The sequence below is a fragment of the Scandinavium manionii genome (assembly GCF_024764775.1).
Lineage (GTDB): Bacteria > Pseudomonadota > Gammaproteobacteria > Enterobacterales > Enterobacteriaceae > Scandinavium > Scandinavium manionii.
In genome coordinates this window covers 155,453-177,869 of record NZ_JALIGC010000039.1, presented here as the reverse complement: position 1 = coordinate 177,869, position 22,417 = coordinate 155,453, and the positions used below count along the sequence as shown (strand labels likewise).

Below are 22,417 nucleotides of genomic sequence, written 5' to 3'. Positions count from 1 at the left end.
CAGCGTCGCCATCAGGCGATAAGACTATCTTGTTATCCACAACGTGGGCCAGGCATCTGGCCCCTGCCAGTTATCGCAGGCCGGTTGTCCGGCATAGCGAACCAGACGAAAGCGCTGGCCGTCATAACGCCAACGCGTTTGTACGCCGCAGTCGCCCTGACCGCGCCCCTTATCGAGCGTCTCCAGCTCACGCGTTTTATCATTAAAGGTCAGATTGACCAGTTCGATTTCACGCTCGTCACTTTCCTGCGGCAAAAACGGCAGGCGCAGCCTTATGGGCTGTGCGACAAAAGGCTTCTGTCGCGAGACAAGCCACGCACGATAAATGGTGTTGTAGGCCCCCGATTCACAGGTCAGCATCAGCAGCGCTTTATCGTCGGTGAGCGGTGTAACCCACACTTCGCGCCGTAGGGGATCCAGCGAGCACTGGCTGTTATTCATGCGCCAGGTACCATAATCGAGCAGATCGTTAAACTCTTCGCGACTGAACGGTGTCGGCGTCGGATTCACTTTTTTCACCGTTTTCAGTGCCGGAGCGGGCGGCACACTCAGCGGTGGCTCATCGCCTTTGCCAATCCACGCAGTTTCACTGCCGACGCGCTTTTGCTGATCGTCAATAAACAGCAGCGCCGCTTTCAGTCCCTGCAAAGAGATGCTCTGCGTGCCTTTTTCAAGCGTTAGCGCCTGTCCATCCTGAATATGCTGGAGGAAAGTGTTGATGGCTGGACTGTCGCCAGTGCTGAGATGCCACGGCGTAATCTGCCAGCGTTCACCGGCCAGTTTTAACGGCGAGCCGTCCAGCAGCAAACGTGGGGCGATAGGGGGAATTTTGGGCAGTTGGTTTTCCGGGCCACCCAGCTCGATGCGCAGGGTCGAATCATTGTGCGCACCCGCGCTGCGCGTCAGCGACATCACCAGCCCGTGGTGTAAGCCAATATTACGCGTTATGCAGAAATTCTGATTATTGCAGGTCACCTGCCAGTCGCTGAATTCCTGTTGCACAGGCGCCGCCCACGTCAGCGTCGACGGTAACCCGGCCAGCAACAAAAGAAAAAGCAGACGAAAAGACACGAGATGACCCCAGAAGAAAAAAACGTCAATTAGTGCGGCGTATCCTCCCCTGGCGACCACCTTTTACTCAATCAGATTAGTCCATTAAACCGGCGTTTTGCAGATATTGAAGCAGGATAACCGCTTTGCCGTCACGAATTTCACCGCTTTTGACCATCGCCAGCGCGCGTTCGAAAGGCATTTCCAGCACGTCGATGTCTTCATCTTCCACACCGCCTCCCGCGTTAGCACGCAGGTTGTCGTGGTATTCGGCGATAAAGAAATGGACCAGTTCGGTTACACCGCCCGGCGACATGTACAGTTCGAAGACTTTGCGGACCTCGCCCACCTGATAGCCGGTTTCCTCTACCGCTTCTTTACGGATACAGGTTTCCGGATCATCGTCATCAAGCAACCCGGCGCAGGTTTCAATCAGCCTGCCGTCGGCATTGCCATTGACCCACGTCGCGACACGGAACTGGCGCACCAGCACCACGGTTTGCTTAGGCGGGCTATAAAGCAGAATGGTGGCTCCGTTACCGCGATCGTAGACTTCGCGTTTATGGCGCACCACTTCCCCATCCTTGCGCGTCAAATCGTAGGTGATATTGCGCAATACGAAGTAATTTTCCGACAGGACTTTGTCTTTGATGATTTCGATATTGAATGACATTACGGCTCCACAGCGTCAGAATTCGTTTTCAAGTCTACCCGTCGTGGCGCGGTTTGTCGTTACGCATGTTTACATGGAGTTATGTATGATTATGCATGAAAGCGGCATGATAATTTACACTATCTCCTTAATTTCTCCACGTTTCGTTCAGGCCTTGCCGCTACAGTGTTCAAAGCCTGTAATAACAAAAAAATACGTGTAATGAGGTCCTGATTCCGATGGCGAATTTCTTTATTGATCGCCCCATTTTTGCCTGGGTACTGGCTATCCTGTTGTGTCTGACAGGGACGCTGGCGATTTTATCACTGCCTGTTGAGCAATATCCCGATTTAGCACCACCTAACGTGCGTATCACCGCCAACTATCCGGGAGCATCAGCGCAAACCCTGGAGAATACTGTCACCCAGGTTATCGAGCAGAACATGACCGGGCTCGACAACATGATGTACATGTCCTCCCAGAGCAGTGCTGCCGGGCAAGCGACCGTCACCATCACATTTACCGCCGGAACCGATCCGAACGAAGCGATGCAGCAGGTGCAAAACCAGCTGCAGTCGGCGCTGAAAAAACTGCCGCAGGCGGTGCAGGATCAGGGCGTGACCGTGCGTAAAACCGGGGATACTAACATTCTGACCATCGCCTTCGTCTCGACGGACGGCAGCATGGATAAACAGGATATCGCCGACTATGTCGCCAGTAACGTTCAGGAGCCTCTAAGCCGTGTGAACGGTGTGGGGAACATTTCTGCCTATGGCTCACAGTATTCCATGCGCATCTGGCTTGATCCGGCGAAGCTCAACAGCTACCAGTTGACGACTCAGGATGTGACCGACGCGGTCAGTTCGCAGAACGCCCAGGTGGCGGTCGGCCAGTTAGGCGGTACACCGTCGGTCGATAAGCAGGCCCTGAACGCGACGGTTAATGCCCAATCGCTGTTGCAAACACCGCAGCAGTTCCGCGATATCACGTTACGGGTCAATAAAGATGGCTCGCTGGTCACCCTTGGCGACGTGGCGAAAGTCGAACTCGGCGCGGAAAACTACGATTATCTGAGCCGCTACAACCGCAAACCGGCGTCCGGTTTAGGTATTCAGCTGGCATCCGGCGCCAACGAAATGCAGACCGCCGAAGCCACGCTGGCTCGCCTCGATGAGCTGTCGCACTACTTCCCGCACGGGCTGGAATATAAGATTGCCTACGAGACCACGTCGTTCGTTAAAGCCTCAATTCACGATGTCGTGAAAACGCTGCTGGAAGCGATCGCCCTGGTGTTCCTGGTGATGTACCTGTTCCTGCAAAACTTCCGTGCCACGCTTATTCCGACCATTGCCGTGCCCGTCGTCCTGATGGGAACCTTCGCTATCCTGTACTCGTTTGGCTATTCGATAAACACGCTAACGATGTTCGCCATGGTGTTGGCCATCGGCCTGCTGGTGGATGACGCCATCGTGGTGGTGGAAAACGTCGAACGAATCATGAGCTCCGAAGGGCTTTCGCCCCGGGAAGCGACGCGAAAATCGATGGGACAAATTCAGGGTGCGCTGGTCGGCATCGCGATGGTGCTGTCGGCGGTGTTTATCCCGATGGCCTTCTTCGGCGGGACCACCGGCGCGATTTATCGTCAGTTCTCGATAACGATTGTATCGGCGATGGTGCTGTCGGTGCTGGTAGCGATGATCCTCACCCCGGCCCTATGCGCCACGCTGCTCAAACCGCTGCACAAAGGCGAACATCACGGGCAAAGGGGCTTCTTCGGCTGGTTTAACCGGATGTTCGATAAGAGCGCACAGCGCTATGAAACTCGCGTCGGCAAAATTCTGCACCGCAGCCTGCGCTGGATCCTGATTTACGTGCTGCTGCTCGGCGGCATGGTGTTCCTGTTCCTCAAACTCCCGACCTCCTTCCTGCCGCAGGAAGACCGCGGCATGTTCCTGACTTCCATCCAGTTGCCAAGCGGCTCCACGCAGCAGCAGACGCTGAAAGTAGTGGAAAAGGTTGAAGATTACTTCTTCAAAAATGAGCAGACCAACATCGCGTCGATTTTTGCCACCATTGGTTCCGGCCCGGGCGGCAACGGGCAGAACGTCGCGCGTATGTTTATCCGTCTGAAAGACTGGGACGATCGTGACACCAAAACCGGCACCTCGTTTGCCATTATCGAACGTGCCACTAAAGCGTTTAATAAAATTAACGAAGCACGGGTGTTTGCCAACAGCCCGGCGGCAATCAGCGGTCTCGGCAGCTCGGCGGGCTTCGATATGGAGCTTCAGGACCACGCAGGCCTCGGGCATGATGCCTTGATGGCGGCGCGCGATAAGCTGCTGGATTTAGCCAGTAATGAACCGGACTTAACCCGCGTGCGCCACAACGGTCTCGACGACAGCCCGCAGCTGCAAATCGATATCGATCAGCGTAAAGCGCAGGCGCTTGGAGTGTCGATAGATGACATTAACGACACCATGCAAACCGCGTGGGGGTCAGATTACGTCAACGACTTTATGGACCGTGGCCGTACCAAGAAGGTGTACGTCCAGTCCGCCGCACCGTATCGTATGTTGCCGGACGACATTAATTACTGGTATGTGCGCAACAGCGAGGGCGGCATGGTGCCGTTCTCGGCCTTCGCCACCTCGCGCTGGGAAACAGGCTCTCCGCGCCTGGAGCGTTACAACGGTTATTCCGCGCTGGAAATCGTCGGTGAAGCCGCACCGGGTGTCAGTACCGGTACCGCGATGGACGTGATGGAAAAACTGGTGAGTCAGCTTCCGACGGGCTTTGGCCTGGAGTGGACGGCAATGTCCTATCAGGAGCGTCTCTCCGGTGCGCAGGCCCCTGCCCTGTATGCGATTTCGCTGCTGGTGGTGTTCCTGTGTCTGGCGGCGCTGTATGAGAGCTGGTCGGTGCCGTTCTCGGTAATGCTGGTGGTGCCGCTCGGGGTGATCGGCGCGCTACTCGCTACCTGGATGCGCGGGCTTGAAAACGACGTGTACTTCCAGGTCGGCCTGTTGACGGTTATCGGGCTGTCGGCGAAGAACGCCATTCTTATCGTCGAGTTTGCCAACGAGATGAATGAGAAAGGGCAGGATTTGCTGGAAGCCACGCTGCATGCCTGTCGCCAGCGTCTGCGCCCCATTCTGATGACCTCGCTGGCCTTCATCTTTGGCGTACTGCCGATGGCAACCAGCACTGGCGCAGGCTCTGGTAGCCAGCACGCGGTCGGTACTGGCGTGATGGGCGGGATGATCTCCGCAACCATACTGGCCATCTTCTTTGTACCGCTGTTCTTCGTGCTGGTGCGTCGCCGCTTCCCGCTGAAAGAGAAGCCGCAATAAACTGAACAACCCACAAAAAAGGCGACCGTATCGGGTCGCCTTTTTTATCATTTCTGCGGTGTGGCACAACGGACAAACAGTTAGCGCATTACCCACAACGGAATTATTTACGAAGCATATCTTCGATAAAATCTTTCCAGTTTCCCAGTTCATGTTCGATCATAACAACCTCTCTTATTATTATCGTTAGTGTACGAAAATAGCCTGGAGTTGTGAAGATGGGATACCCCATCGCTGCGATAACTGCCCTAAGCCTCCGTATTACGGGGCTTAACAATACTATGACTGATACCCATTTATTTAATGTGACTTACTGCAATATTTTGAAACAACACGACTTCCGCATGATTTCACAATATTATGCGCTTCCGGTGAAAATCTATTCAATTATTCCGGGTTGATATTTAGCTTAGGGATAAGTAGGGTCGTATAAATATTTCACGTATGATCCACAACCGATTTTCATTATTCGAAAAATCTGAGCGATTTACCTGTTTCAACGCAAAAGGATTAAACATGATAACGATGTACGGGATAAAAAACTGCGACACTATCAAGAAGGCACGCCGTTGGCTGGATGACCACCAGCTCGAATACCGTTTTCACGACTACCGGGCGGACGGTCTTGACCGCGCGTTACTCGACAAATTTATCGCCGAACTGGGCTGGGAAGCGCTGCTGAATACCCGTGGCACCACCTGGCGCAAGCTGGATGAATCTGTTCGCGCCAGTATCACAAATGCGGATTCTGCCGCCGCGTTGATGCTGGAAATGCCAGCAATCATCAAACGCCCATTGCTCTGCGCGCCCGGTCAGCCTATGCTGCTGGGTTTTAGTGATTCCAGTTACCAGACGTATAACGAGGTGTAGTGTATGTCATGCCCGGTCATTGAGCTGGCTCAGCAGCTTATTCGCCGCCCTTCCCTTAGCCCCGATGATGCGGGTTGCCAGGCGCTGATGATTGAGCGCCTGCGCGCGATTGGTTTTACCGTTGAAGCGATGGACTTCGGCGACACGCAGAACTTCTGGGCGTGGCGCGGGAAAGGTGAAACCCTCGCCTTTGCTGGTCACACCGACGTGGTGCCTGCGGGCGATGCCGATCGCTGGATTAATCCACCGTTCGAGCCGACTATCCGTGACGGAATGCTGTTCGGTCGCGGTGCGGCTGATATGAAAGGCTCGCTCGCGGCGATGGTTGTCGCTGCCGAGCGTTTTGTCGCCCAGCATCCGAACCACAAAGGTCGTCTGGCGTTCCTGATAACGTCCGATGAGGAAGCCAGCGCAACGCACGGTACCGTCAAAGTGGTTGAAGCGCTGATGGCGCGTAACGAACGTCTCGATTACTGTCTGGTCGGCGAACCATCCAGTACCGAAGTCGTGGGCGACGTGGTAAAAAATGGCCGTCGCGGCTCGCTCACCTGCAACCTGACCATTCATGGCGTACAGGGTCACGTGGCGTATCCGCATCTGGCCGATAACCCGGTCCATCGCGCAGCACCGATGCTCAATGAGCTGGTGCAGATCGAGTGGGATCAGGGCAACGAATACTTCCCACAGACCAGCATGCAGATTGCGAATATTAATGCCGGAACCGGCAGCAATAACGTGATCCCTGGCGATCTGGTGGTGCAGTTCAATTTTCGCTTCAGCACCGAACTGACCGACACGATGATCAAAGAGCGCGTTATCGCTCTGCTGGAAAAACACCAACTGCGCTACAGCGTGGACTGGTGGCTCTCCGGGCAGCCGTTCCTCACCGGTCGCGGAAAGTTGGTCGATGCGGTAGTGAACGCCATTGAGCACTATAATGAAATTAAACCACAGCTGCTGACCACAGGCGGTACCTCAGACGGACGCTTTATCGCCCGGATGGGCGCTCAGGTCGTGGAGCTGGGGCCGGTAAATGCCACCATTCATAAAATCAATGAATGCGTTAACGCCGCCGACCTGCAGCTTCTCGCCCGAATGTATCAGCGGATCATGGAACAACTTGTCGCGTAGCGGCATTACTCAAAGAGGTATCAGGCATGGACTGGCTGGCTAAATATTGGTGGATCCTGGTGCTGGTGTTTTTGTTGGGCGTGATTCTTAACGTCATCAAAGATCTCAAGCGCGTCGACCCGAAGAAGTATATGGCGAACAAGCCGGACCTTCCCCCGCATCGTGATTTCAACGATAAGTGGGACGACGATGATGAGTGGCCGAAGAAAAAACCTTAAACAAGAAAAGCGCCCGATGGGCGCTTTTTTATTGAGCTGGATATTGTGCCTGCTGGCGCTGCGCTTAGCAGGCCTACAATCCCTGCAGACCCGCCAGACATGCAAATTACTACCCGAAATTCAGGCAATAAAAAACCCGCACTCGGCGGGTTTATTCTTTATCAGTAGCTCTTAATTAACTGCTCAGACAATTGTCTTCATCGCTGTTGTAATGGCTACTGATAATCAGCAAGACTTACAGCGGGGAAACGTTACCAGCTGCTGGGCCTTTAGCGCCGTTCTCGATGGTGAAGGATACTTTCTGGCCTTCATCAAGAGTTTTGAAGTTATCGCTCTGGATTGCAGAGAAATGTACGAATACATCTTTGCTGCCGTCGTCAGGAGTGATGAAGCCGAAACCTTTATCAGCGTTGAACCATTTTACTAAACCAGTCATTTTATTAGACATAGATATTTCCTTAATTATTGAGCCACTAAATGCGGCGATGATGGCCTGTAATGAGAGAGCTACTTACTTAGCACTTAGGAGGCGGCTCATGAAGGGCAATATCTATTGATAACACCTGAACTGAGGACTGCTTTACTAAAACTGCTTTCATAAGGTCTGTGTTCCAAACCAAGGACGCCATTAAGACACAGGGAAATTAATATAGCAACTTTTATGTCTTTTTATTTTAACCGCTTAAATAGCCAGATGGCTGTATGGCTGCTCATTTCAGGTTCAAAACAGAGGGATGCGCTCCAGTTATACACTGGAGCATCAAGGGCTTAAGCGCGGAGATTACAGCAATTCGATGATGTCGTCGTCCTGCGGTTTACCGCCGCTGAGCGCTTCGTCAAAATAGTGTTTCGGCACAGTGTAGCGCAGATGATCAAGCGCAAACTGGATGCTGCGATCGTCAATGGCGTGCCCCAGGTCGTCCACAATATCCAGTGTGACGTCCCCACCCGCTTCAATCAAGGCTTCCTGAGCCGCCACCGCATGGGCCAAATCAATTACCCTGTCTTCACCGCCGTGAATCAAATGCACTGTGGTCGCGGTGCTGGCGCTGGTCGGCAGCGTGGCAAATCGTCCGTTGAAAGCGATGACGCGTGATGCCAGACCCGGTGCAGCTTTGGTGCTTTCGAGCGACATTATCGTGCCCTGGGAGAAACCGATCAGCGCCGTGGCCAGCGGGCCAACGCCGCTCTCTTTCTGCCAGTGGCGCACAATGTCGATGAAGGTCGGCATAATGGCATCAATGCGCTGCTGACGGTTTTCTTCCGTCACGCCCTGTACGGAAAACCACTGGCGACCGTTTGGGCCACAAGGCTCAACGCCACCGACGCTGACAATCAGTGCGTCTGGAAACAGCGGCGCAAACCAGCGGCCAATCTGCCCCATCGATACCGGATTATCGCCCACGCCATGAAACAACAGCAGCAGCTGTTTGGCTGGGGCTGATGGACTTTGCACAACAAAATGGTCATGTTTCATGGCTTTCTCCTTGGTCTGTTGCTGGGGAGTCTACGCCGTTGGGCGTGAATGACCATGACATTTAACTGAATGAGTTTGTTAAAAAAACTGCAGGTTTTTCACCTGTTCCGCCAGCATCTCACTGCGATGCACGTCGAGACATTTCAGCGCATCTGCCGCCTCATGACGCTGCTTCGCCAATAGCGCTTTGCGCCCACTCTGAACCGGTGTGGCGTCGCTTTGTTGTGCCAACGAGCTTCGTAATGCAGGCAAGGGTTGCGTGGCCACCGCGAGCAGGCGCTGAAGACTACCGACCGCTGCCATTAAAGGACGATGCGCCCAGGCAAAACCGGCCAGTTCCTGCCAGTCATCATCTGTAAGAATAGCCTCTGACGGCTGATTTGCGGCCTGACCACCATCATCACGCCATTGCGCCAGCCAGTATGCATCGCGTGCGAAGCGGCTCTGCTCACGCTCTACAAGCTGATGGCCTGCCGCACTCAGCGGGTAAATGGCCATCGCGGTGTAACAACCGCTGCTGGCTTCCCGATGCGTACCCAATCGCACCAGCAGAAAACCGCAGCGCTGCCAGAAGCGCCAAAGTTCATCGGTAAAACCGAAGCTTACAGAGAGATAATCGTAGTTGTTGATCTGCGCGATGACGCCCGCAATCATCCGCTGGCCCATACCCTGCCGTTGCCGTTGCGGATGAATGGCGATGCGACTGATACGCTGACTCCTGAGCGTTGCGGCCTGCGGGCTACCGCCGTGTGCCGCCAGTGATTGCGCCACCAAATTACCGCGCGGGCGACGAAAACCGGCCCACACCGCCTGACTCAGTTCCGGGCTCAATCCGCCCTCCTCCACCAGCCACAGCGCACCGGTCAGCGTTTCGCCTTCACGTGCGGCAATAAAATGCTGCCCGGGGGCATCCATCATGCGGCGTAAATCGAGGGGAGATGTCCGATAATGCGCGGCAGAAAGCAGCCGGTACATGGCGGAAAGCTGTTCCGACTCACTTTCCCACGCCGTTTGTTCAACGCGTTGAAGCTGGACGGTGTCTGGCGCGAGCAGCGCGGGAAGCGAATCATCAAAAAGCAGTGCGTCGATGATGAAGGCTTCCAGCGGACAGCCACTTGCCCAACGCACCGGCTGATTCAGTGTGAATGCGGCCAGATGCGGGAAACGAGCGCAAAACTTAAGCATAAAACCACGCCCGGTGCCTTCGTAGCCCTGCACGGTTGTAGTCAACAATGTATGTGGATAATGGCTCACCAGCCGCTCTAACAGCGGGCCAGGAATGGCGGCAGCCTCATCGACAATCAGCCATTGTGCCTGTTCATCTAAGGCCAGCAGCGCATCAGGCGCCATAAACCGGAAATGTTCTCCGGCGAAATACGCCAGCACGTCGGTGGCCGATTTGGCAGGAGCCGTTACGATGGCGGCGCGCGCGGGCAGCGTTTTCAGCAGCATTCCAGCCAAGGCTGATTTCCCACGACCGCGTTCGGCGGTCACTGCCGCTACGCCCGGCGGCAAGGTTTTCAGCGCGGTGAGGATCTCCGCCTGCTCAGCCTGCGGTTCGCCATTCGCGGCATGCCATTGCGGGCGCGGGCGATAATCGGGCAGTGTAAACGGGAGATGTTGTTGCCAGAGCAGTGCTTCTGCGTCGCGTTGCAACACGCGGCAAAAATGGCCGACGAAATGCGGCGTAGAGATGGGCTCGGAGCTGTCGCTCCAGCGCACGGAGTCGTCGTCCGTCAGTGTCGGCCAGTGCTGGAGTGTTGGGACAAGAAGCACCAGCCAGCTTCCGGCTTTTAGCGTGCCTGCCAGCGCCGCGAAAGCGGCGACGTCAAAACCACGGCGGGCATCAAAAAAGGCGTGTTCGAACTCACGCCCGAGCAGAGTTTTCAGCGCCGAGGGCGCGCAGTAAGGTTCCGGTTGAAGCTGAGGTGAGATAAACACCCCGTCACCGCCCAACCGTTCACGCAGACGCAAAGCCTGCTGGTAGATCCAGTCGGCCTCGCCGCTCAGGACCAGCAGGCGGCGAATGCCTTGCGCTTTCATGTTTGCGCACTGCGCAAGAATGGCGTCCATGTCAGACATGCGTTAGTTGAGCGCGGTTTTACCGAAGGTGTTGCACTGGGCCGGATCGCCGCTGTCAAAGCCGCGTTTGAACCAGCTATAGCGCTGCTGCGATGTCCCGTGAGTGAAGCTGTCCGGTACCACCCGGCCCTGGCTTTGCTGTTGCAGACGATCATCGCCAATCGCTTCGGCAGCGTTCAGCGCTTCCTGAACATCTCCTGCTTCCAGTACGCCCTGCTGCTGCATGCTGTGACCCCAGACACCCGCGAAGCAGTCTGCCTGCAATTCCATTTTCACCGACAAACGGTTTACCTCAGCTTTGGACGCATTCTGCTGCATCTGGCGCACTTGCGGCTCGATGCCGAGCAGTTTCTGTACGTGGTGCCCGACTTCATGCGCTATCACGTAGCCCTGGGCAAAATCGCCATCAGCGCCGAGCTTGTTTTTCATGTCATCGTAGAAAGAGAGATCGATATAAACAGTGCTGTCCGCCGGGCAGTAAAACGGCCCCATCACTGACTGACCGGTACCGCAACCGGTACGCGTCGCACCACGGTACATCACCAGTTTAGGCTGCTGATATTGATTGCCCATTTTCTGGAAAATCTGTCCCCAGGTGTCTTCGGTAGTGGCGAGAATAACGGAGGTAAATTTGGCCGCTTCGTCGTCATTTGGGCTGATAGAACGCTGTGCTGATTGCTGTTGAACCATCGGCTGGCCGGTGAGCATCCCGGTAAGGTCAACGCCGTAATAGCCCGCGACCACCACGACAATCAGCAGAATGATGCCGCCTTTGCCTCTCGGGAGACGAAAACCACCACGACCGCCGATTGGGGACATTCCGCCGGAATCGTTTCGCCTGTCTTCCACATTATCGCTCTCGCGACGACCTTGCCAACGCATAACAACCTCTGTATTTCATGTTCCTGATACAGTGATCGTAGGCGGTTAAAGGCAGGATTACCATAGTTAACAAAGCAGATATCAAAAGAGGATGACAAGCATCCTCTTAGTTTCAGGCCCGGAAAGCATAAGCGACACCGGGCAATCTATTCGCATCTCGGGTTAGTCGAGCTGAACCCCTAAACGACGCGCCACTTCTTCGTAGGCTTCAATCAGGCCGCCGAGGCTTTGGCGGAAACGGTCTTTATCCATTTTATCCATGGTGTTTTTATCCCACAGACGGCTACCGTCTGGCGAGAATTCATCGCCCAGCACCACTTTGCCATTGAACAAACCGAACTCAAGTTTGAAATCGACCAGGATAAGACCCGCGTCATCAAACAACTTTGTCAGTACGTCGTTCGCTTTGTAGGTCAGCTCACGCATGGTGGCCAGATTTTCGCGGTTCACCCACCCGAAGGTTTCGCAGTAGGATTCGTTAATCATCGGGTCGTGCATTTCGTCGTTTTTCAGGAACAGATCGAACAACGGCGGATTCAGTTCGATGCCTTCTTCAATGCCCAAACGCTTCACCAGCGAACCCGCTGCGCGGTTACGAATAACGCATTCTACCGGCACCATATCGAGTTTTTTGACCAGACACTCGGTATCGGACAGCAGCTGCTCCATCTGGGTCGGAATGCCCGCTTCTTCAAGTTTACTCATAATGAAATGGTTAAACTTGTTGTTCACCATTCCCTTACGATCGAACTGTTCGATACGCGCTCCATCACCTGCTGACGTATCGTTGCGGAATTCGAGCACCAACAGGTCCGGGTTTTCCGTGCTGTAAACGGTTTTCGCTTTGCCGCGATACAACTCAGCTTGCTTTTGCATCTTTCAATACTCCGGGTAGGAAATTAGACATTAAAATCGGGCTTTTCTGCCGACGCACACGTTTGCGTATAATAACAGAAAAAAGGGCTGGATTGCTCCAGCCCTTTTATTTCTTACTTAAATGCTGCCTGGAATACGGCTACCAGCGCGTCGTTCTGCGACTGGGTCAGCGTATGTCCTTTCGGATCGATGAACTGCATGCTGCTGCGGTTATCGAGGTCGCCAACCTGGAGCTTGTAGTCACCAGAACTCAAGCCCGGGTCACTTGCGCCAAGATCACGCCAGCTGCTGTCAGAAAGCGGTTTGTAGGTGACATTGATGCTGCCCTGCGAACGGGTGCTGTCAGTCACTTTCATGCCTGCTTTTTCCAGCGCGGCCGGGAGTTTCTGCCACACCTGGTTGAACGGACCACGTACGACCAGCATTGGCAGGCCAGTATCATCTGCCGCGCTCTGTACGTCGAAGGTTGCACCGTCGCGGCTCTGCGCGGCGTTTTGTGCACTGATCGCGTTCTTATCCAGACCTGCAGAAATCACATTCAGCATTTCAGCGCTGTAACGCTGCATGGATGCAGCATCAGCAACCGGTTTGCCAGCCTGTTCCAGGTTCAGCAGTTTCACCACCACGGCTTGTTGATAGCCCTGCGGTTTAACAGAGACCTGATAGCGGCCACGGTACTGCTGATCTTCGTCCAGACGGTTCCATTGGACCCAATCTGTGGTCAGCGTCTGCGTCGCATCATCGCGCTTGTCGATGGTATAGTTTTTATCCTGAACGATGCTCACAACCTGCGGCCACAGATTTCCGCTACGGCCACTTTCGACCATCAGCGTGGCGGTGTCACCCGTAAACTGGGTGCGCGCACCTGAAACCAGAGCTAACGGCTGTGCAGGCGGACGAATGTCCAGTGCTTTACCCGTAGCGCCGTCACCGCGGGCCACAGGGATGTTATATTCGCCATTTTCGACCGGCAGGATCATACCGGCCGGTGCATGAAGTTCAGAAAGCGGCGGCGCTTCCAGATAGGCTTCATCACCGCTCACCTGGCGCTTGTAGCGCGAATCTGAGCTACAGGCTGCGAGGAGCAGAACAAGCGAAACACCCGCAACTTTCGCCAGCTGCGACTTCTGTACTGAGTAAGCCATCAAATCTCCCTAAACTTTACAGCAAACCGGCATGCTTCAGCGCGGATGCCACCTCGTCACGGCCATGGGCAGTGATCGGGGTCATTGGCAAGCGCAGCGTATCGGTCGCCACAAGACCCAATTCCTTACAAGCCCATTTAACCGGGATAGGATTGGGTTCGACAAATAATTTATAGTGCAACGGCATCAGACGCTGGTTAATCGCACGGGCTTGTGCAAAGCACCCGTCGGCGGCCAGTTTACACATTTCTGCCATTTCGCGCGCGGCTACGTTAGTCGTCACGGAAATCACACCGTGACCACCGAGCTGCATGAAGTCGAGCGCAGTGGCGTCATCACCACTCAGCAGAATAAAGTCATCAGAAACCAGCTCTTTGATCTGGTGAACGCGACTTAAGTTCCCTGTGGCTTCCTTAATAGCGATAATATTTTTGATTTCTGCCAGGCGTCCCACGGTTTCCGGCAGCATATCGCAACCGGTACGGGACGGCACATTATACAGAATTTGTGGCAAATCAGTATGTTCGGCAATCGCTTTGAAATGCTGGAACAGACCTTCCTGAGTCGGACGGTTGTAGTACGGCGTGACCGTCAGGCAACCGACGATACCGCTGTTATTGAAGCGCTGGGTCAGGCTGATGGCCTCTGCGGTGGCATTTGCCCCCGTGCCTGCAATCACCGGGATACGGCCATCGGCGAGTTCGACAGTCATCATCACCACATCGCCGTGCTCATCGTGGCTCAGGGTGGCAGACTCACCGGTAGTTCCTACCGAAACAATCGCCGAGGTTCCGCTGGCGACATGGTAATCAATCAGTTTTTTCAGGCTGGAGCGGTCGACCTGACCGTTTTCATCCATCGGCGTGACAAGCGCTACAATACTTCCCGTGAACATGGGCCATCCTCAGTGCTGATGTGCGGACAAGAGCCTCAATGGTACGTTTGGTCCTGTTATAAAAGCAAGAGACCGGAGGCACTCAGGATGTTGTATGCCGGTTTTTTTTATGCTTTCCTAGTCACAACCTCCCCTTTTCACAGGAAGAACAGGTTTGACAGCCTCCCTACATCACTATTTGGTGATTACTGCTCTGGGTGCCGATCGCCCTGGCATCGTAAACACCATCACGCGTCACGTCAGTAGCTGTGGCTGTAATATTGAGGACAGCCGTCTGGCGATGCTCGGCGATGAATTTACATTTATTATGCTGCTCTCCGGCACCTGGAATGCCATTACCCTGATTGAATCGACGTTGCCATTAAAAGGGGCGGAACTGGACTTACTGATTGTGATGAAGCGCACCTCGGCGCAGCCGCGTCGGGCGCAGCCTTTGACCGTGGTGGTACAGGTTGAAGTGTCTGATTCACCACATATCATTGAGCGGTTTACCGGGCTATTAGACTCGCACGGCATGAATATCGCCGAGCTGGTTTCCCGTACTCAGCCCGGTGACAATGCGGCTTCTCCGCTGCTGTTTATTCAGGTGACGGCTCACAGTCCGGCATCGCAAAATGTGGCAAAGATCGAACAAGCGTTTAAAGACCTGTGTACAGAACTGAAAGCGCAAGGCAGTATAAACATCGTCAATTATTCACAGCATGATGAACAAGATGGAGTTTCGTAATGACCCCACTGAAAGCCGGTGACATCGCACCGAAATTTAGCTTGCCCGATCAAGACGGTGAGCAAGTAAATTTAACCGACTTCCAGGGACAGCGTGTTCTGGTTTATTTCTATCCGAAAGCCATGACGCCTGGCTGCACCGTGCAGGCCTGCGGCTTACGCGACAATATGGACGAGTTAAAAAAAGCGGGTGTCGACGTGCTGGGTATCAGTACGGATAAACCGGAAAAGCTCTCCCGTTTCGCTGAAAAAGAACTGCTGAATTTTACCCTGCTCTCTGACGAAGACCATCAGGTCTGCGAACAGTTTGGTATCTGGGGCGAGAAAACCTTCATGGGCAAAACCTACGACGGCATTCACCGCATCAGCTTCCTGATCGACGGCGACGGCAAAGTCCAGCACGTGTTCGACGACTTCAAAACCAGCAATCACCACGACGTGGTGCTGAACTGGCTGAAAGAGAACGCCTGATAACAATGTGTCCGATGCACTGACGCTTATCGGGCCTACAGATCTGAAAAAGAACGCGTAAGACATTGCGTTATAAAGTGCCCGGCTGACTCACGTTACCGGGCACTCTTTTCTTAGCTTCCCTTCTGCGCCATTTTCCACACCGACGCCACGTTGCGCGCCGTTACCCGCAAGTTTTCTTCCGCCGCATCCAGTGCTTCCGGCAGCGTCACCACCTGAGTCAGAATCGAAAACGCCGCATCAATTCCGTGTTCGTACACCACCTCGTGACAGCTTTTCAGCCCCCCCGCCAGCGCGATAACCGGTTTATGGTGCAGCTTTGCCACCCGCGCCACACCAATCGGTGTTTTACCAAAGATACTCTGGCTGTCGAGTCGCCCTTCCCCGGTAATCACCAGATCCGCGTCTTTCACCGTCTGCTCGAGTTTGAGCGCCTCTACCACGATGTCCACACCCGCGCGCAATTGGGCATTTAGCAGCCCCAGCAGCGCACTACCCATGCCACCTGCCGCACCGGCGCCTGCCGCATTGAGCACCTCGCGCCCGGTCAGCTGTTGGATAAGTGCGCCCCAGTGAGCCAGCGCAGCGTCCAGCGTTTCAATTATTTCCGGCGTCGCCCCTTTTTGCGGGCCAAAAATCGCCGACGCGCCCTGCGGACCACAGAGTGGATTATTCACATCGCAGGCAACGGTGATGGTCACCTCTTTTAGTTTTGGATGACAGCCGCTCAGGTCGATGCTGGCAAGCTCGCTTAGCGCGCCGCCGCGGTGCGCCAGATCATGGCCTTGAGCATCACGCAAGCGGGCACCTAACGCCTGCATCATCCCTGCGCCGCCATCGTTGGTGGCACTGCCGCCAATCCCCAGAATAATGCGCGCTACGCCGCACTCCAGCGCCGCAAGAATCAGCTCCCCGGTGCCATAGCTGGTGGTCTGTAACGGATTACGCTGCGCCGCAGGCACATGATGCAGGCCCGACGCTGACGCCATTTCAACGATCGCCGTTTCGCCATCACCCATCAGGCCCCAGCGCGCCAGCACCGGCTGGCCCAATGGCCCGATAACCTGCTGAGTCTGGTAGCTGCCGCCGCTCGCTTCCACCATCGATTCCACCGTGCCTTCTCCGCCATCGGCCATCGGCACTTTGACGTATTGTGCATCTGGGTAAATCTGGCGAAATCCCTGTTCAATAGCGGTCGCTACCGCCATCGCTGACAAACTTTCCTTGAATGAATCAGGTGCAATTACGATTTTCATACGGATTATCCTGCGAGTCCAAATACGCCAAACATCAGGGTCGAGACAACAGTGATGGCCAGACCGACCAGCGTTTCATACGGCATCAGCTTTAAACGTTCGCGAATGATCATGCTGACACTGCCGCCAGTGGCATGGAAGAAACTGCCATGCGGAAGGTGATCGAGTACCGTGGCACCGGCGTGAATCATCGCCGCACCGGCCAGAGCGGAAACGCCCAGCTCCAGCAGCGTCGGCGCAAACACGCCTGAGGCCACCGCGGTGCCGGCCGTCGTCGAGGCGGTCGCCATTGACATTATGGACCCGGAAATCGGTGCCAGTAGATAGGCCGGCAGACCCGACGCCGTCAGGCCATGAATCAGCACATCTTTCAGTTCAGAATTGGCGATTATTCCCGCTAGCGTCCCGGTGCCCAGCAGCATGATGGCGACGGGCGCCATCCGCGTCAGCCCGGCTGTCATAAAGTGATTGCTCTCTTTAATGCGGCCCATCAACAGCGCGCCCACCAGCCCACCGAGAGGTAAGGCAATCAGTGGGTCGATAGCAATCCCGGCAATCGGTCTCAGCGACAGCAGCACAATCGCCACCAGCGGGGCGCTGATTGACACCATGAATCCTGGCTGCCCGGTAGTATCGCCATGGGAAATCACTTCCTCTTCCGTGACCGGACTGCCCTTTTTGCTCAAACGTTTTGCCAGGAAATACGCCAGCGCCAGGCCAAACAGACCGGGGATCACGCCAGCGAGCATCACCGACGTCAGTGGAACGTGGAAGTTATCAGCAGCGGCAATGGCGTTCGGGTTCGGCGACATTACGTTACCGGCCTTACCGCCGCCGATCATCGCCAGCAAAATCGCGGTTTTCGAAAGCTTTGCGCGACGGGCAATCGACAAGGCAATCGGTGCCACGGTGATCACCGCCACGTCAACGAATACGCCGACCGCCGTCAGGCACATCGTGGCAATCGCCAGCGCCAGCAGCGCCCGGGTTTCGCCGACCTTTTTCACCACCGTTTCTGCGATGGTGTTCGCCGCGCCGGATTCAATCAGCACGCCCGCCAGCACCCCGGCGGCCAGAATACGCAGCACGGCGTTGGTAATGCCCTGCGCGCCGGTGACCATCAGGGTCACCGTTTGCAGCAAATCTGCACCGCCCACCAGGCCACCGATCAACGCCCCGACCATCATTCCGTAGGCGGGGGAAACTTTTTTAAGAATCAAAATGATGGCCACAACCAGTGCGGCTATGGCTCCTAATGCGGATATCGACGTCATACGTTGCGCTCCATTAAGTGACGACGCAGTATGGAAAATTACGTCGCCATTTGGACTGGAGGTTCTAACAAACTTTCGCCCCTGTCGCGGGGGTTAAATTGTGGGATCCAACAGATTCACGCTGCAGCTCCATGCCGATATACAGCCAGAGCATATTTTTCAACTCATTGATTTTTATATGCGTAATATCCTCACAGCGCTGAAGGCGATAGCGCAGCGTATTGACGTGAATGTGCAGAGTATTGGCGGTTTGAGTAAGGTCACAGTTCTGTTCAAACCATGTGCGAAGGGTGTGCTGCAAAACGCCTTTGGCATCGTTTTCAACCAGATGCAGCCACAGGCGTGACAACTCCTGCACCTGCCAGCTTTCCGACACGCCGCCCAGCAGCGCAGGCAGCGCGTAATCGTGATAGAAAACATACTGGCTTTTTATCTTCTGTCGCTTCACCAGCGCCTGAGTCGCCCGGGCCGACTGCAGCGAGCGATGCAGTCCGGTTTCTCCAGGGAAATAACCACCGATGATAATGCGGCTAAAACCAGACGATGTGGCCCAGGATTTAAAACGTTGCAGCGCACTCATCTCCTGGCGCACATCCCATTCACCGCCCTTCAGCACAATCGGCTTGATGATGATAAGTTCATTGAAACTGGTGAAGGTCACCAGATGGTCGCGGGCGCTGTTTTCGAAATAGTCCATCAGATTGCGCAGCGCCTCGCGGTCTGGTTGGCGCAGTTCGATAACCATCACCACCCGTGGCTGGGCCAGGTCGATCCCCAGATAGGAGGCCATCGAATGCAGAGATTCCGGCGAATTTTCCGCCTGGATCAGTTTGTTGATCAACTCTTCACGATAGCGCTTATCCCACTGTTTCTGCTCAATCAGCGCCATGTGCTCAATGATAAGCTCAGAGGCCATTTTCACCAGTTCGGCGTAGGCCCGGACCTTATTCGGCTCGCCGGTGATACCGAGCACGCCAATCAGCTGCCCGTTGAACGAAATAGGGAGATTAATGCCTGGCCGTACGCCCTTGAGCTGGTTGGCGGTGGCAGAATCAATCTCCACCACCCGATTCTCTTTCAGCGCCAGGATCGCCCCTTCATGGCGCTGATGAATACGCGCAGGCTCTCCGGATGCGATAATCACCCCCTGCTCGTCCATCACATTGACCGAGTAAGGGATGATTTTCATCGCACGCTGGACTATCTGCTGCGCGGTGTAATCCTTTAAATAATGGTTTCTCAACATTGTGATAGCCCGCTCCCTGATGGTTGCGAATGCTGCCTCTTGATATTCACTCCGCTTCGTCAACTATTGCCGGACTGTCCGGCCAGGCATGGACCACCGCTTTGATCAGCGTCGCCAGCGGAATCGCGAAGAACACGCCCCAGAATCCCCACAGGCCGCCGAAAATCACCACCGACAGAATGATCACCAGCGGATGCAGATTCACCGCTTCGGAGAACAGCACCGGCACCAGTAAATTGCCATCCAGCCCCTGAATAATCAGGTACACAGCGAACAGACTCCAGAACTCCGTCCCCAACCCAAACTGGAACAACGCCACACACACTACCGGAATGGTCACCACAAATGCGCCGATATACGGAATCAGCACCGACACGCCAACCAGCACCGCCAACAGCAGTGAATAGTTGAGCCCGAACAGCAGGAAGCCAATCCAGGTAGCGACGCCGACAACAATCATCTCCAGCACTTTGCCGCGAATGTAATTGGTGATTTGCTGATTCATCTCCATCCACACCTGGCCTGCCAGCCCGCGATTGCGTGGCAGCACGCGGCGAACGGCGTTGAGCATTTGCTCTTTATCCTTAACGAGGAAAAAGACCATCAGCGGCACCAGCACCAGATACACCGCCAGCGTCAGCAGCCCCACCAGCGAGGCCAGCGAATATTTCACCACTGAGTCGCCCATCCCTGACATCCGGGTGCGCAGGTTTTCCGCCATCGCATCAATGATCCCGGCATCCACCAGCGCCGGATAGCGGCGTGGCAAGGTGGCGGCATAATCCGACAGTTTATTGAGCATGCCTGGCATATCGCGGATCAGGTTGATTCCCTGCTGCCAGGCGACCGGCATCACCACAAAGGCCATCAGCAGCAAAATACCGACGAACAGAATCAGTACAATCGACGTTGCCCAGCGCCGCGAGCAACCAATACGCTCCAGGCGAACGGTAGGCCATTCGAGCAGATACGCGAGGACAATCGCGACCAGAAGCGGCGCCAACAGCCCGCTGAAGAAAAAGAGAATGCCGAACCCGGCAAGCAGAATGACCAGCAGCGCTATCGCTTCCGGGTCGCTGAAACGACGACGATACCACTGCATTAACATTTCGAGCATAACTACACCGTTCCCTGAATGGCGGGCAAAAGGCCCGCGTGAATTGTATCGAAATGTCACAAAATTGCCTGTGCTTTTTGCGCGGCACCGCACCCAGTAGCAAAAGTCTCGCAAGGGTATATTCAGGCGTCTCACAGCCAGCTAAACTGCCAGTGCAGCCGACAGTGGAACGTTACGCCGCGTTGTCGGTCAAACTGGCACACCCTACATACAGGACCGAGTTATGTTCAGGCAGTTAAAAAAAACGCTGGTTGCGACTCTCATCGCGTCGTTGACCCTAAGCCAGGCCTTGCCTGCCTTTGCGGACTCCGCAGATTCACTGCCGGATATGGGCACCACCGCAGGAAGCACGCTCTCCATCGGACAAGAGATGCAGATGGGCGACTTTTACGTGCGCCAACTGCGCGGCAGTGCGCCGCTGATTAACGATCCACTGCTGGTTCAGTACATTAACGGCCTCGGGATGCGCCTGGTATCTCATGCCAACTCGGTGCGTACGCCGTTCCATTTCTTCTTAATTAACAACGACGAGCTGAACGCCTTCGCCTTCTTCGGCGGAAACGTGGTCCTGCACTCGGCGCTGTTCCGCTATGCCGACACCGAAAGCCAGCTGGCTTCCGTGATGGCGCACGAAATTTCGCACGTTACTCAACGCCATCTGGCGCGCGCAATGGAAGACCAAAAGCGTAACGCGCCGCTGACCTGGGTCGGTGCGCTGGGGTCGATTCTGCTGGCAATGGCCAGCCCGCAGGCCGGTATGGCGGCGTTAACCGGTACGCTGGCGGGCACGCAGCAGGGGCTAATTAGCTTTACCCGCCAGAACGAAGAAGAAGCTGACCGCATCGGCATTCAGGTGTTGCAGCGTTCCGGTTTCGACCCGCAGGGTATGCCGCAGTTTATGGACAAGCTGATGGATCAGTCGCGCTACTCTTCCAGACCACCCGAAATGCTGCTGACGCACCCCCTGCCAGAAAGCCGTCTGTCGGATGCACGTAACCGCGCCAACCAGATGCGTCCAGTAGTGGTGCAGTCTTCCGAAGATTTCTACATGGCGAAGGCGCGTACGCTTGGCATGTATAACAACGGTCAGAACCAGCTCAGCAGCGACCTGCTCGACAGCTGGTCCAAAGGCAATATTCGCGAGCAGCACGCCGCGCAGTATGGCCGCGCCCTTCAGGCGATGGAGGCCAATAACTATGTTGAGGCCAGCAAGCAATTGCAGCCACTGTTAACCGCCAATCCACAAAATGTCTGGTATCTCGATCTCGCAACGGACATTTCGCTGGGCCAGAACAAAAACGCTGAAGCCGTTAACCGTCTGAAAGCGGCGAAAGAGTTACGCAACAGTCCGGTGCTTCAGTTGAACCTGGCTAACGCCCTGCTCCAGTCCGGAAATCCGGCGGAAGCGGGCACGCTGCTTAATCGCTACACCTTTGCCTATAAAGACGATGTTAACGGTTGGGATTTACTGGCGCAGGCAGAAGGCAAGCTCGGCAATCGCGATCAGGAGCTGGCGGCGCGGGCAGAAGGTATGGCGCTGGTCGGTCGACTCGATCAGTCTATTTCCCTGCTCAGCAGTGCCAGCGCCCAGGTCAAACTCGGCAGTCTGCAGCAGGCACGTTATGACGCACGCATTGACCAGTTCCGTCAGCTGCAGGAAACGTTTAAACCCTATTCAAAAATGTAAGGACACCCA

General features: G+C 55.2%; 21 protein-coding genes. 7 read left to right on the top strand and 14 right to left on the bottom strand.

The genetic code is table 11. From position 1 onward, the window contains the following. Nucleotides 1–24 precede the first annotated feature (24 nt). Together MUU51_RS15280 and nudK are read right to left on the bottom strand one after the other, a co-directional pair. The gene (locus tag MUU51_RS15280; RefSeq protein ID WP_159769949.1) at nt 25–1,071 is read right to left on the bottom strand and encodes a DUF1176 domain-containing protein; all 1,047 of its coding nucleotides are present in this window, start codon (nt 1,069–1,071) and stop codon (nt 25–27) included. Between the two features lie 76 nt (nt 1,072–1,147). Further along, nucleotides 1,148–1,723: a GDP-mannose pyrophosphatase NudK gene (gene nudK / locus MUU51_RS15275; RefSeq protein ID WP_159769946.1), complete on the bottom strand. Its 576-nt coding sequence runs from the start codon at nt 1,721–1,723 to the stop codon at nt 1,148–1,150. 218 nt (nt 1,724–1,941) lie between these two features. Between nudK and acrD the strand changes: the two genes are divergently transcribed. After that, nucleotides 1,942–5,055, top strand: a complete 3,114-nt coding sequence (gene acrD / locus MUU51_RS15270) for a multidrug efflux RND transporter permease AcrD (protein WP_258968064.1) — start codon at nt 1,942–1,944, stop codon at nt 5,053–5,055. 103 nt (nt 5,056–5,158) lie between these two features. Here acrD and ypfM read toward each other — a convergent pair whose 3' ends face one another. Continuing rightward, nucleotides 5,159–5,218: a protein YpfM gene (gene ypfM, locus MUU51_RS15265; RefSeq protein ID WP_087867655.1), complete on the bottom strand. Its 60-nt coding sequence runs from the start codon at nt 5,216–5,218 to the stop codon at nt 5,159–5,161. A gap of 353 nt (nt 5,219–5,571) precedes the next feature. Between ypfM and MUU51_RS15260 the strand changes: the two genes are divergently transcribed. Genes MUU51_RS15260 through MUU51_RS15250 form a run of 3 tightly spaced genes read left to right on the top strand, consistent with a single transcriptional unit; the run spans nt 5,572 to nt 7,274 of the window. Further along, entirely contained in the window at nt 5,572–5,925 is a 354-nt protein-coding gene (locus tag MUU51_RS15260; protein WP_159769940.1) for an ArsC family reductase, read from the top strand. Nucleotides 5,926–5,928: 3 nt separating this feature from the next. Beyond that, complete coding sequence (dapE, locus tag MUU51_RS15255; protein ID WP_110509033.1) at nt 5,929–7,056, top strand: succinyl-diaminopimelate desuccinylase; 1,128 nt, start codon at nt 5,929–5,931, stop codon at nt 7,054–7,056. A gap of 26 nt (nt 7,057–7,082) precedes the next feature. After that, nucleotides 7,083–7,274 (top strand): YpfN family protein, encoded by a 192-nt coding sequence (locus MUU51_RS15250; protein ID WP_110509031.1) that lies wholly within the window; start codon nt 7,083–7,085, stop codon nt 7,272–7,274. Between the two features lie 235 nt (nt 7,275–7,509). Here the strand turns inward: MUU51_RS15250 and cspE are convergent, their stop codons facing one another. The 7 genes from cspE to dapA all read right to left on the bottom strand — a co-directional run bounded on the left by cspE (nt 7,510) and on the right by dapA (nt 14,631). Next, nucleotides 7,510–7,722 (bottom strand): transcription antiterminator/RNA stability regulator CspE, encoded by a 213-nt coding sequence (gene cspE / locus MUU51_RS15245; protein WP_022647355.1) that lies wholly within the window; start codon nt 7,720–7,722, stop codon nt 7,510–7,512. A gap of 333 nt (nt 7,723–8,055) precedes the next feature. Next, entirely contained in the window at nt 8,056–8,751 is a 696-nt protein-coding gene (gene ypfH, locus MUU51_RS15240; protein WP_258968063.1) for an esterase, read from the bottom strand. 78 nt (nt 8,752–8,829) lie between these two features. Then, nucleotides 8,830–10,833 carry a tRNA(Met) cytidine acetyltransferase TmcA gene (locus MUU51_RS15235; protein ID WP_258968062.1) on the bottom strand — a complete coding sequence of 668 codons (2,004 nt, stop codon included), beginning with the start codon at nt 10,831–10,833 and terminating at the stop codon, nt 8,830–8,832. Nucleotides 10,834–10,836: 3 nt separating this feature from the next. Then, nucleotides 10,837–11,715 carry a KPN_02809 family neutral zinc metallopeptidase gene (gene ypfJ / locus MUU51_RS15230; RefSeq protein ID WP_258968061.1) on the bottom strand — a complete coding sequence of 293 codons (879 nt, stop codon included), beginning with the start codon at nt 11,713–11,715 and terminating at the stop codon, nt 10,837–10,839. Nucleotides 11,716–11,877: 162 nt separating this feature from the next. Then, on the bottom strand, nt 11,878–12,591 hold the full coding sequence (gene purC / locus MUU51_RS15225; RefSeq protein ID WP_110509023.1) for a phosphoribosylaminoimidazolesuccinocarboxamide synthase: 714 nt from the start codon (nt 12,589–12,591) through the stop codon (nt 11,878–11,880). Between the two features lie 113 nt (nt 12,592–12,704). Next, entirely contained in the window at nt 12,705–13,736 is a 1,032-nt protein-coding gene (gene bamC / locus MUU51_RS15220; protein ID WP_159769928.1) for an outer membrane protein assembly factor BamC, read from the bottom strand. Nucleotides 13,737–13,752: 16 nt separating this feature from the next. Further along, nucleotides 13,753–14,631 carry a 4-hydroxy-tetrahydrodipicolinate synthase gene (gene dapA, locus MUU51_RS15215; RefSeq protein WP_159769925.1) on the bottom strand — a complete coding sequence of 293 codons (879 nt, stop codon included), beginning with the start codon at nt 14,629–14,631 and terminating at the stop codon, nt 13,753–13,755. Between the two features lie 154 nt (nt 14,632–14,785). Between dapA and MUU51_RS15210 the strand changes: the two genes are divergently transcribed. Then, nucleotides 14,786–15,358 carry a glycine cleavage system transcriptional repressor gene (locus tag MUU51_RS15210; protein WP_159769922.1) on the top strand — a complete coding sequence of 191 codons (573 nt, stop codon included), beginning with the start codon at nt 14,786–14,788 and terminating at the stop codon, nt 15,356–15,358. Beyond that, nucleotides 15,358–15,828 (top strand): thioredoxin-dependent thiol peroxidase, encoded by a 471-nt coding sequence (bcp, locus tag MUU51_RS15205; RefSeq protein ID WP_159769919.1) that lies wholly within the window; start codon nt 15,358–15,360, stop codon nt 15,826–15,828. The genes MUU51_RS15210 and bcp overlap by 1 nt, the downstream gene beginning before the upstream one ends. A gap of 113 nt (nt 15,829–15,941) precedes the next feature. On the opposite strand, the gene MUU51_RS15200 is transcribed toward bcp, so the two are convergent. From MUU51_RS15200 to MUU51_RS15185, 4 genes are all read right to left on the bottom strand, one after another. Next, entirely contained in the window at nt 15,942–17,084 is a 1,143-nt protein-coding gene (locus MUU51_RS15200; protein WP_159769916.1) for a glycerate kinase, read from the bottom strand. A 5-nt stretch (nt 17,085–17,089) separates the two neighbouring features. Continuing rightward, nucleotides 17,090–18,358 carry a GntP family permease gene (locus MUU51_RS15195; protein WP_159769913.1) on the bottom strand — a complete coding sequence of 423 codons (1,269 nt, stop codon included), beginning with the start codon at nt 18,356–18,358 and terminating at the stop codon, nt 17,090–17,092. Between the two features lie 64 nt (nt 18,359–18,422). Then, nucleotides 18,423–19,604: a sugar diacid recognition domain-containing protein gene (locus MUU51_RS15190; protein ID WP_258968060.1), complete on the bottom strand. Its 1,182-nt coding sequence runs from the start codon at nt 19,602–19,604 to the stop codon at nt 18,423–18,425. A 46-nt stretch (nt 19,605–19,650) separates the two neighbouring features. Continuing rightward, entirely contained in the window at nt 19,651–20,721 is a 1,071-nt protein-coding gene (locus MUU51_RS15185) for an AI-2E family transporter (protein ID WP_159769907.1), read from the bottom strand. 223 nt (nt 20,722–20,944) lie between these two features. Between MUU51_RS15185 and bepA the strand changes: the two genes are divergently transcribed. Continuing rightward, nucleotides 20,945–22,408 (top strand): beta-barrel assembly-enhancing protease, encoded by a 1,464-nt coding sequence (gene bepA, locus MUU51_RS15180; RefSeq protein ID WP_159769904.1) that lies wholly within the window; start codon nt 20,945–20,947, stop codon nt 22,406–22,408. Nucleotides 22,409–22,417: the final 9 nt, after the last annotated feature.

What these genes read in the sequence shown, in the direction of transcription:
- nudK (WP_159769946.1), bottom strand. Translation starts at nt 1,723, where the DNA reads ATGTCATTCAATATCGAAATCATCAAAGACAAAGTCCTGTCGGAAAAT.
- acrD (WP_258968064.1), top strand. Translation starts at nt 1,942, where the DNA reads ATGGCGAATTTCTTTATTGATCGCCCCATTTTTGCCTGGGTACTGGCT.
- MUU51_RS15260 (WP_159769940.1), top strand. Translation starts at nt 5,572, where the DNA reads ATGATAACGATGTACGGGATAAAAAACTGCGACACTATCAAGAAGGCA.
- dapE (WP_110509033.1), top strand. Translation starts at nt 5,929, where the DNA reads ATGTCATGCCCGGTCATTGAGCTGGCTCAGCAGCTTATTCGCCGCCCT.
- MUU51_RS15250 (WP_110509031.1), top strand. Translation starts at nt 7,083, where the DNA reads ATGGACTGGCTGGCTAAATATTGGTGGATCCTGGTGCTGGTGTTTTTG.
- cspE (WP_022647355.1), bottom strand. Translation starts at nt 7,722, where the DNA reads ATGTCTAATAAAATGACTGGTTTAGTAAAATGGTTCAACGCTGATAAA.
- ypfH (WP_258968063.1), bottom strand. Translation starts at nt 8,751, where the DNA reads ATGAAACATGACCATTTTGTTGTGCAAAGTCCATCAGCCCCAGCCAAA.
- MUU51_RS15235 (WP_258968062.1), bottom strand. Translation starts at nt 10,833, where the DNA reads ATGTCTGACATGGACGCCATTCTTGCGCAGTGCGCAAACATGAAAGCG.
- ypfJ (WP_258968061.1), bottom strand. Translation starts at nt 11,715, where the DNA reads ATGCGTTGGCAAGGTCGTCGCGAGAGCGATAATGTGGAAGACAGGCGA.
- purC (WP_110509023.1), bottom strand. Translation starts at nt 12,591, where the DNA reads ATGCAAAAGCAAGCTGAGTTGTATCGCGGCAAAGCGAAAACCGTTTAC.
- bamC (WP_159769928.1), bottom strand. Translation starts at nt 13,736, where the DNA reads ATGGCTTACTCAGTACAGAAGTCGCAGCTGGCGAAAGTTGCGGGTGTT.
- dapA (WP_159769925.1), bottom strand. Translation starts at nt 14,631, where the DNA reads ATGTTCACGGGAAGTATTGTAGCGCTTGTCACGCCGATGGATGAAAAC.
- bcp (WP_159769919.1), top strand. Translation starts at nt 15,358, where the DNA reads ATGACCCCACTGAAAGCCGGTGACATCGCACCGAAATTTAGCTTGCCC.
- MUU51_RS15200 (WP_159769916.1), bottom strand. Translation starts at nt 17,084, where the DNA reads ATGAAAATCGTAATTGCACCTGATTCATTCAAGGAAAGTTTGTCAGCG.
- MUU51_RS15195 (WP_159769913.1), bottom strand. Translation starts at nt 18,358, where the DNA reads ATGACGTCGATATCCGCATTAGGAGCCATAGCCGCACTGGTTGTGGCC.
- MUU51_RS15190 (WP_258968060.1), bottom strand. Translation starts at nt 19,604, where the DNA reads ATGTTGAGAAACCATTATTTAAAGGATTACACCGCGCAGCAGATAGTC.
- MUU51_RS15185 (WP_159769907.1), bottom strand. Translation starts at nt 20,721, where the DNA reads ATGCTCGAAATGTTAATGCAGTGGTATCGTCGTCGTTTCAGCGACCCG.
- bepA (WP_159769904.1), top strand. Translation starts at nt 20,945, where the DNA reads ATGTTCAGGCAGTTAAAAAAAACGCTGGTTGCGACTCTCATCGCGTCG.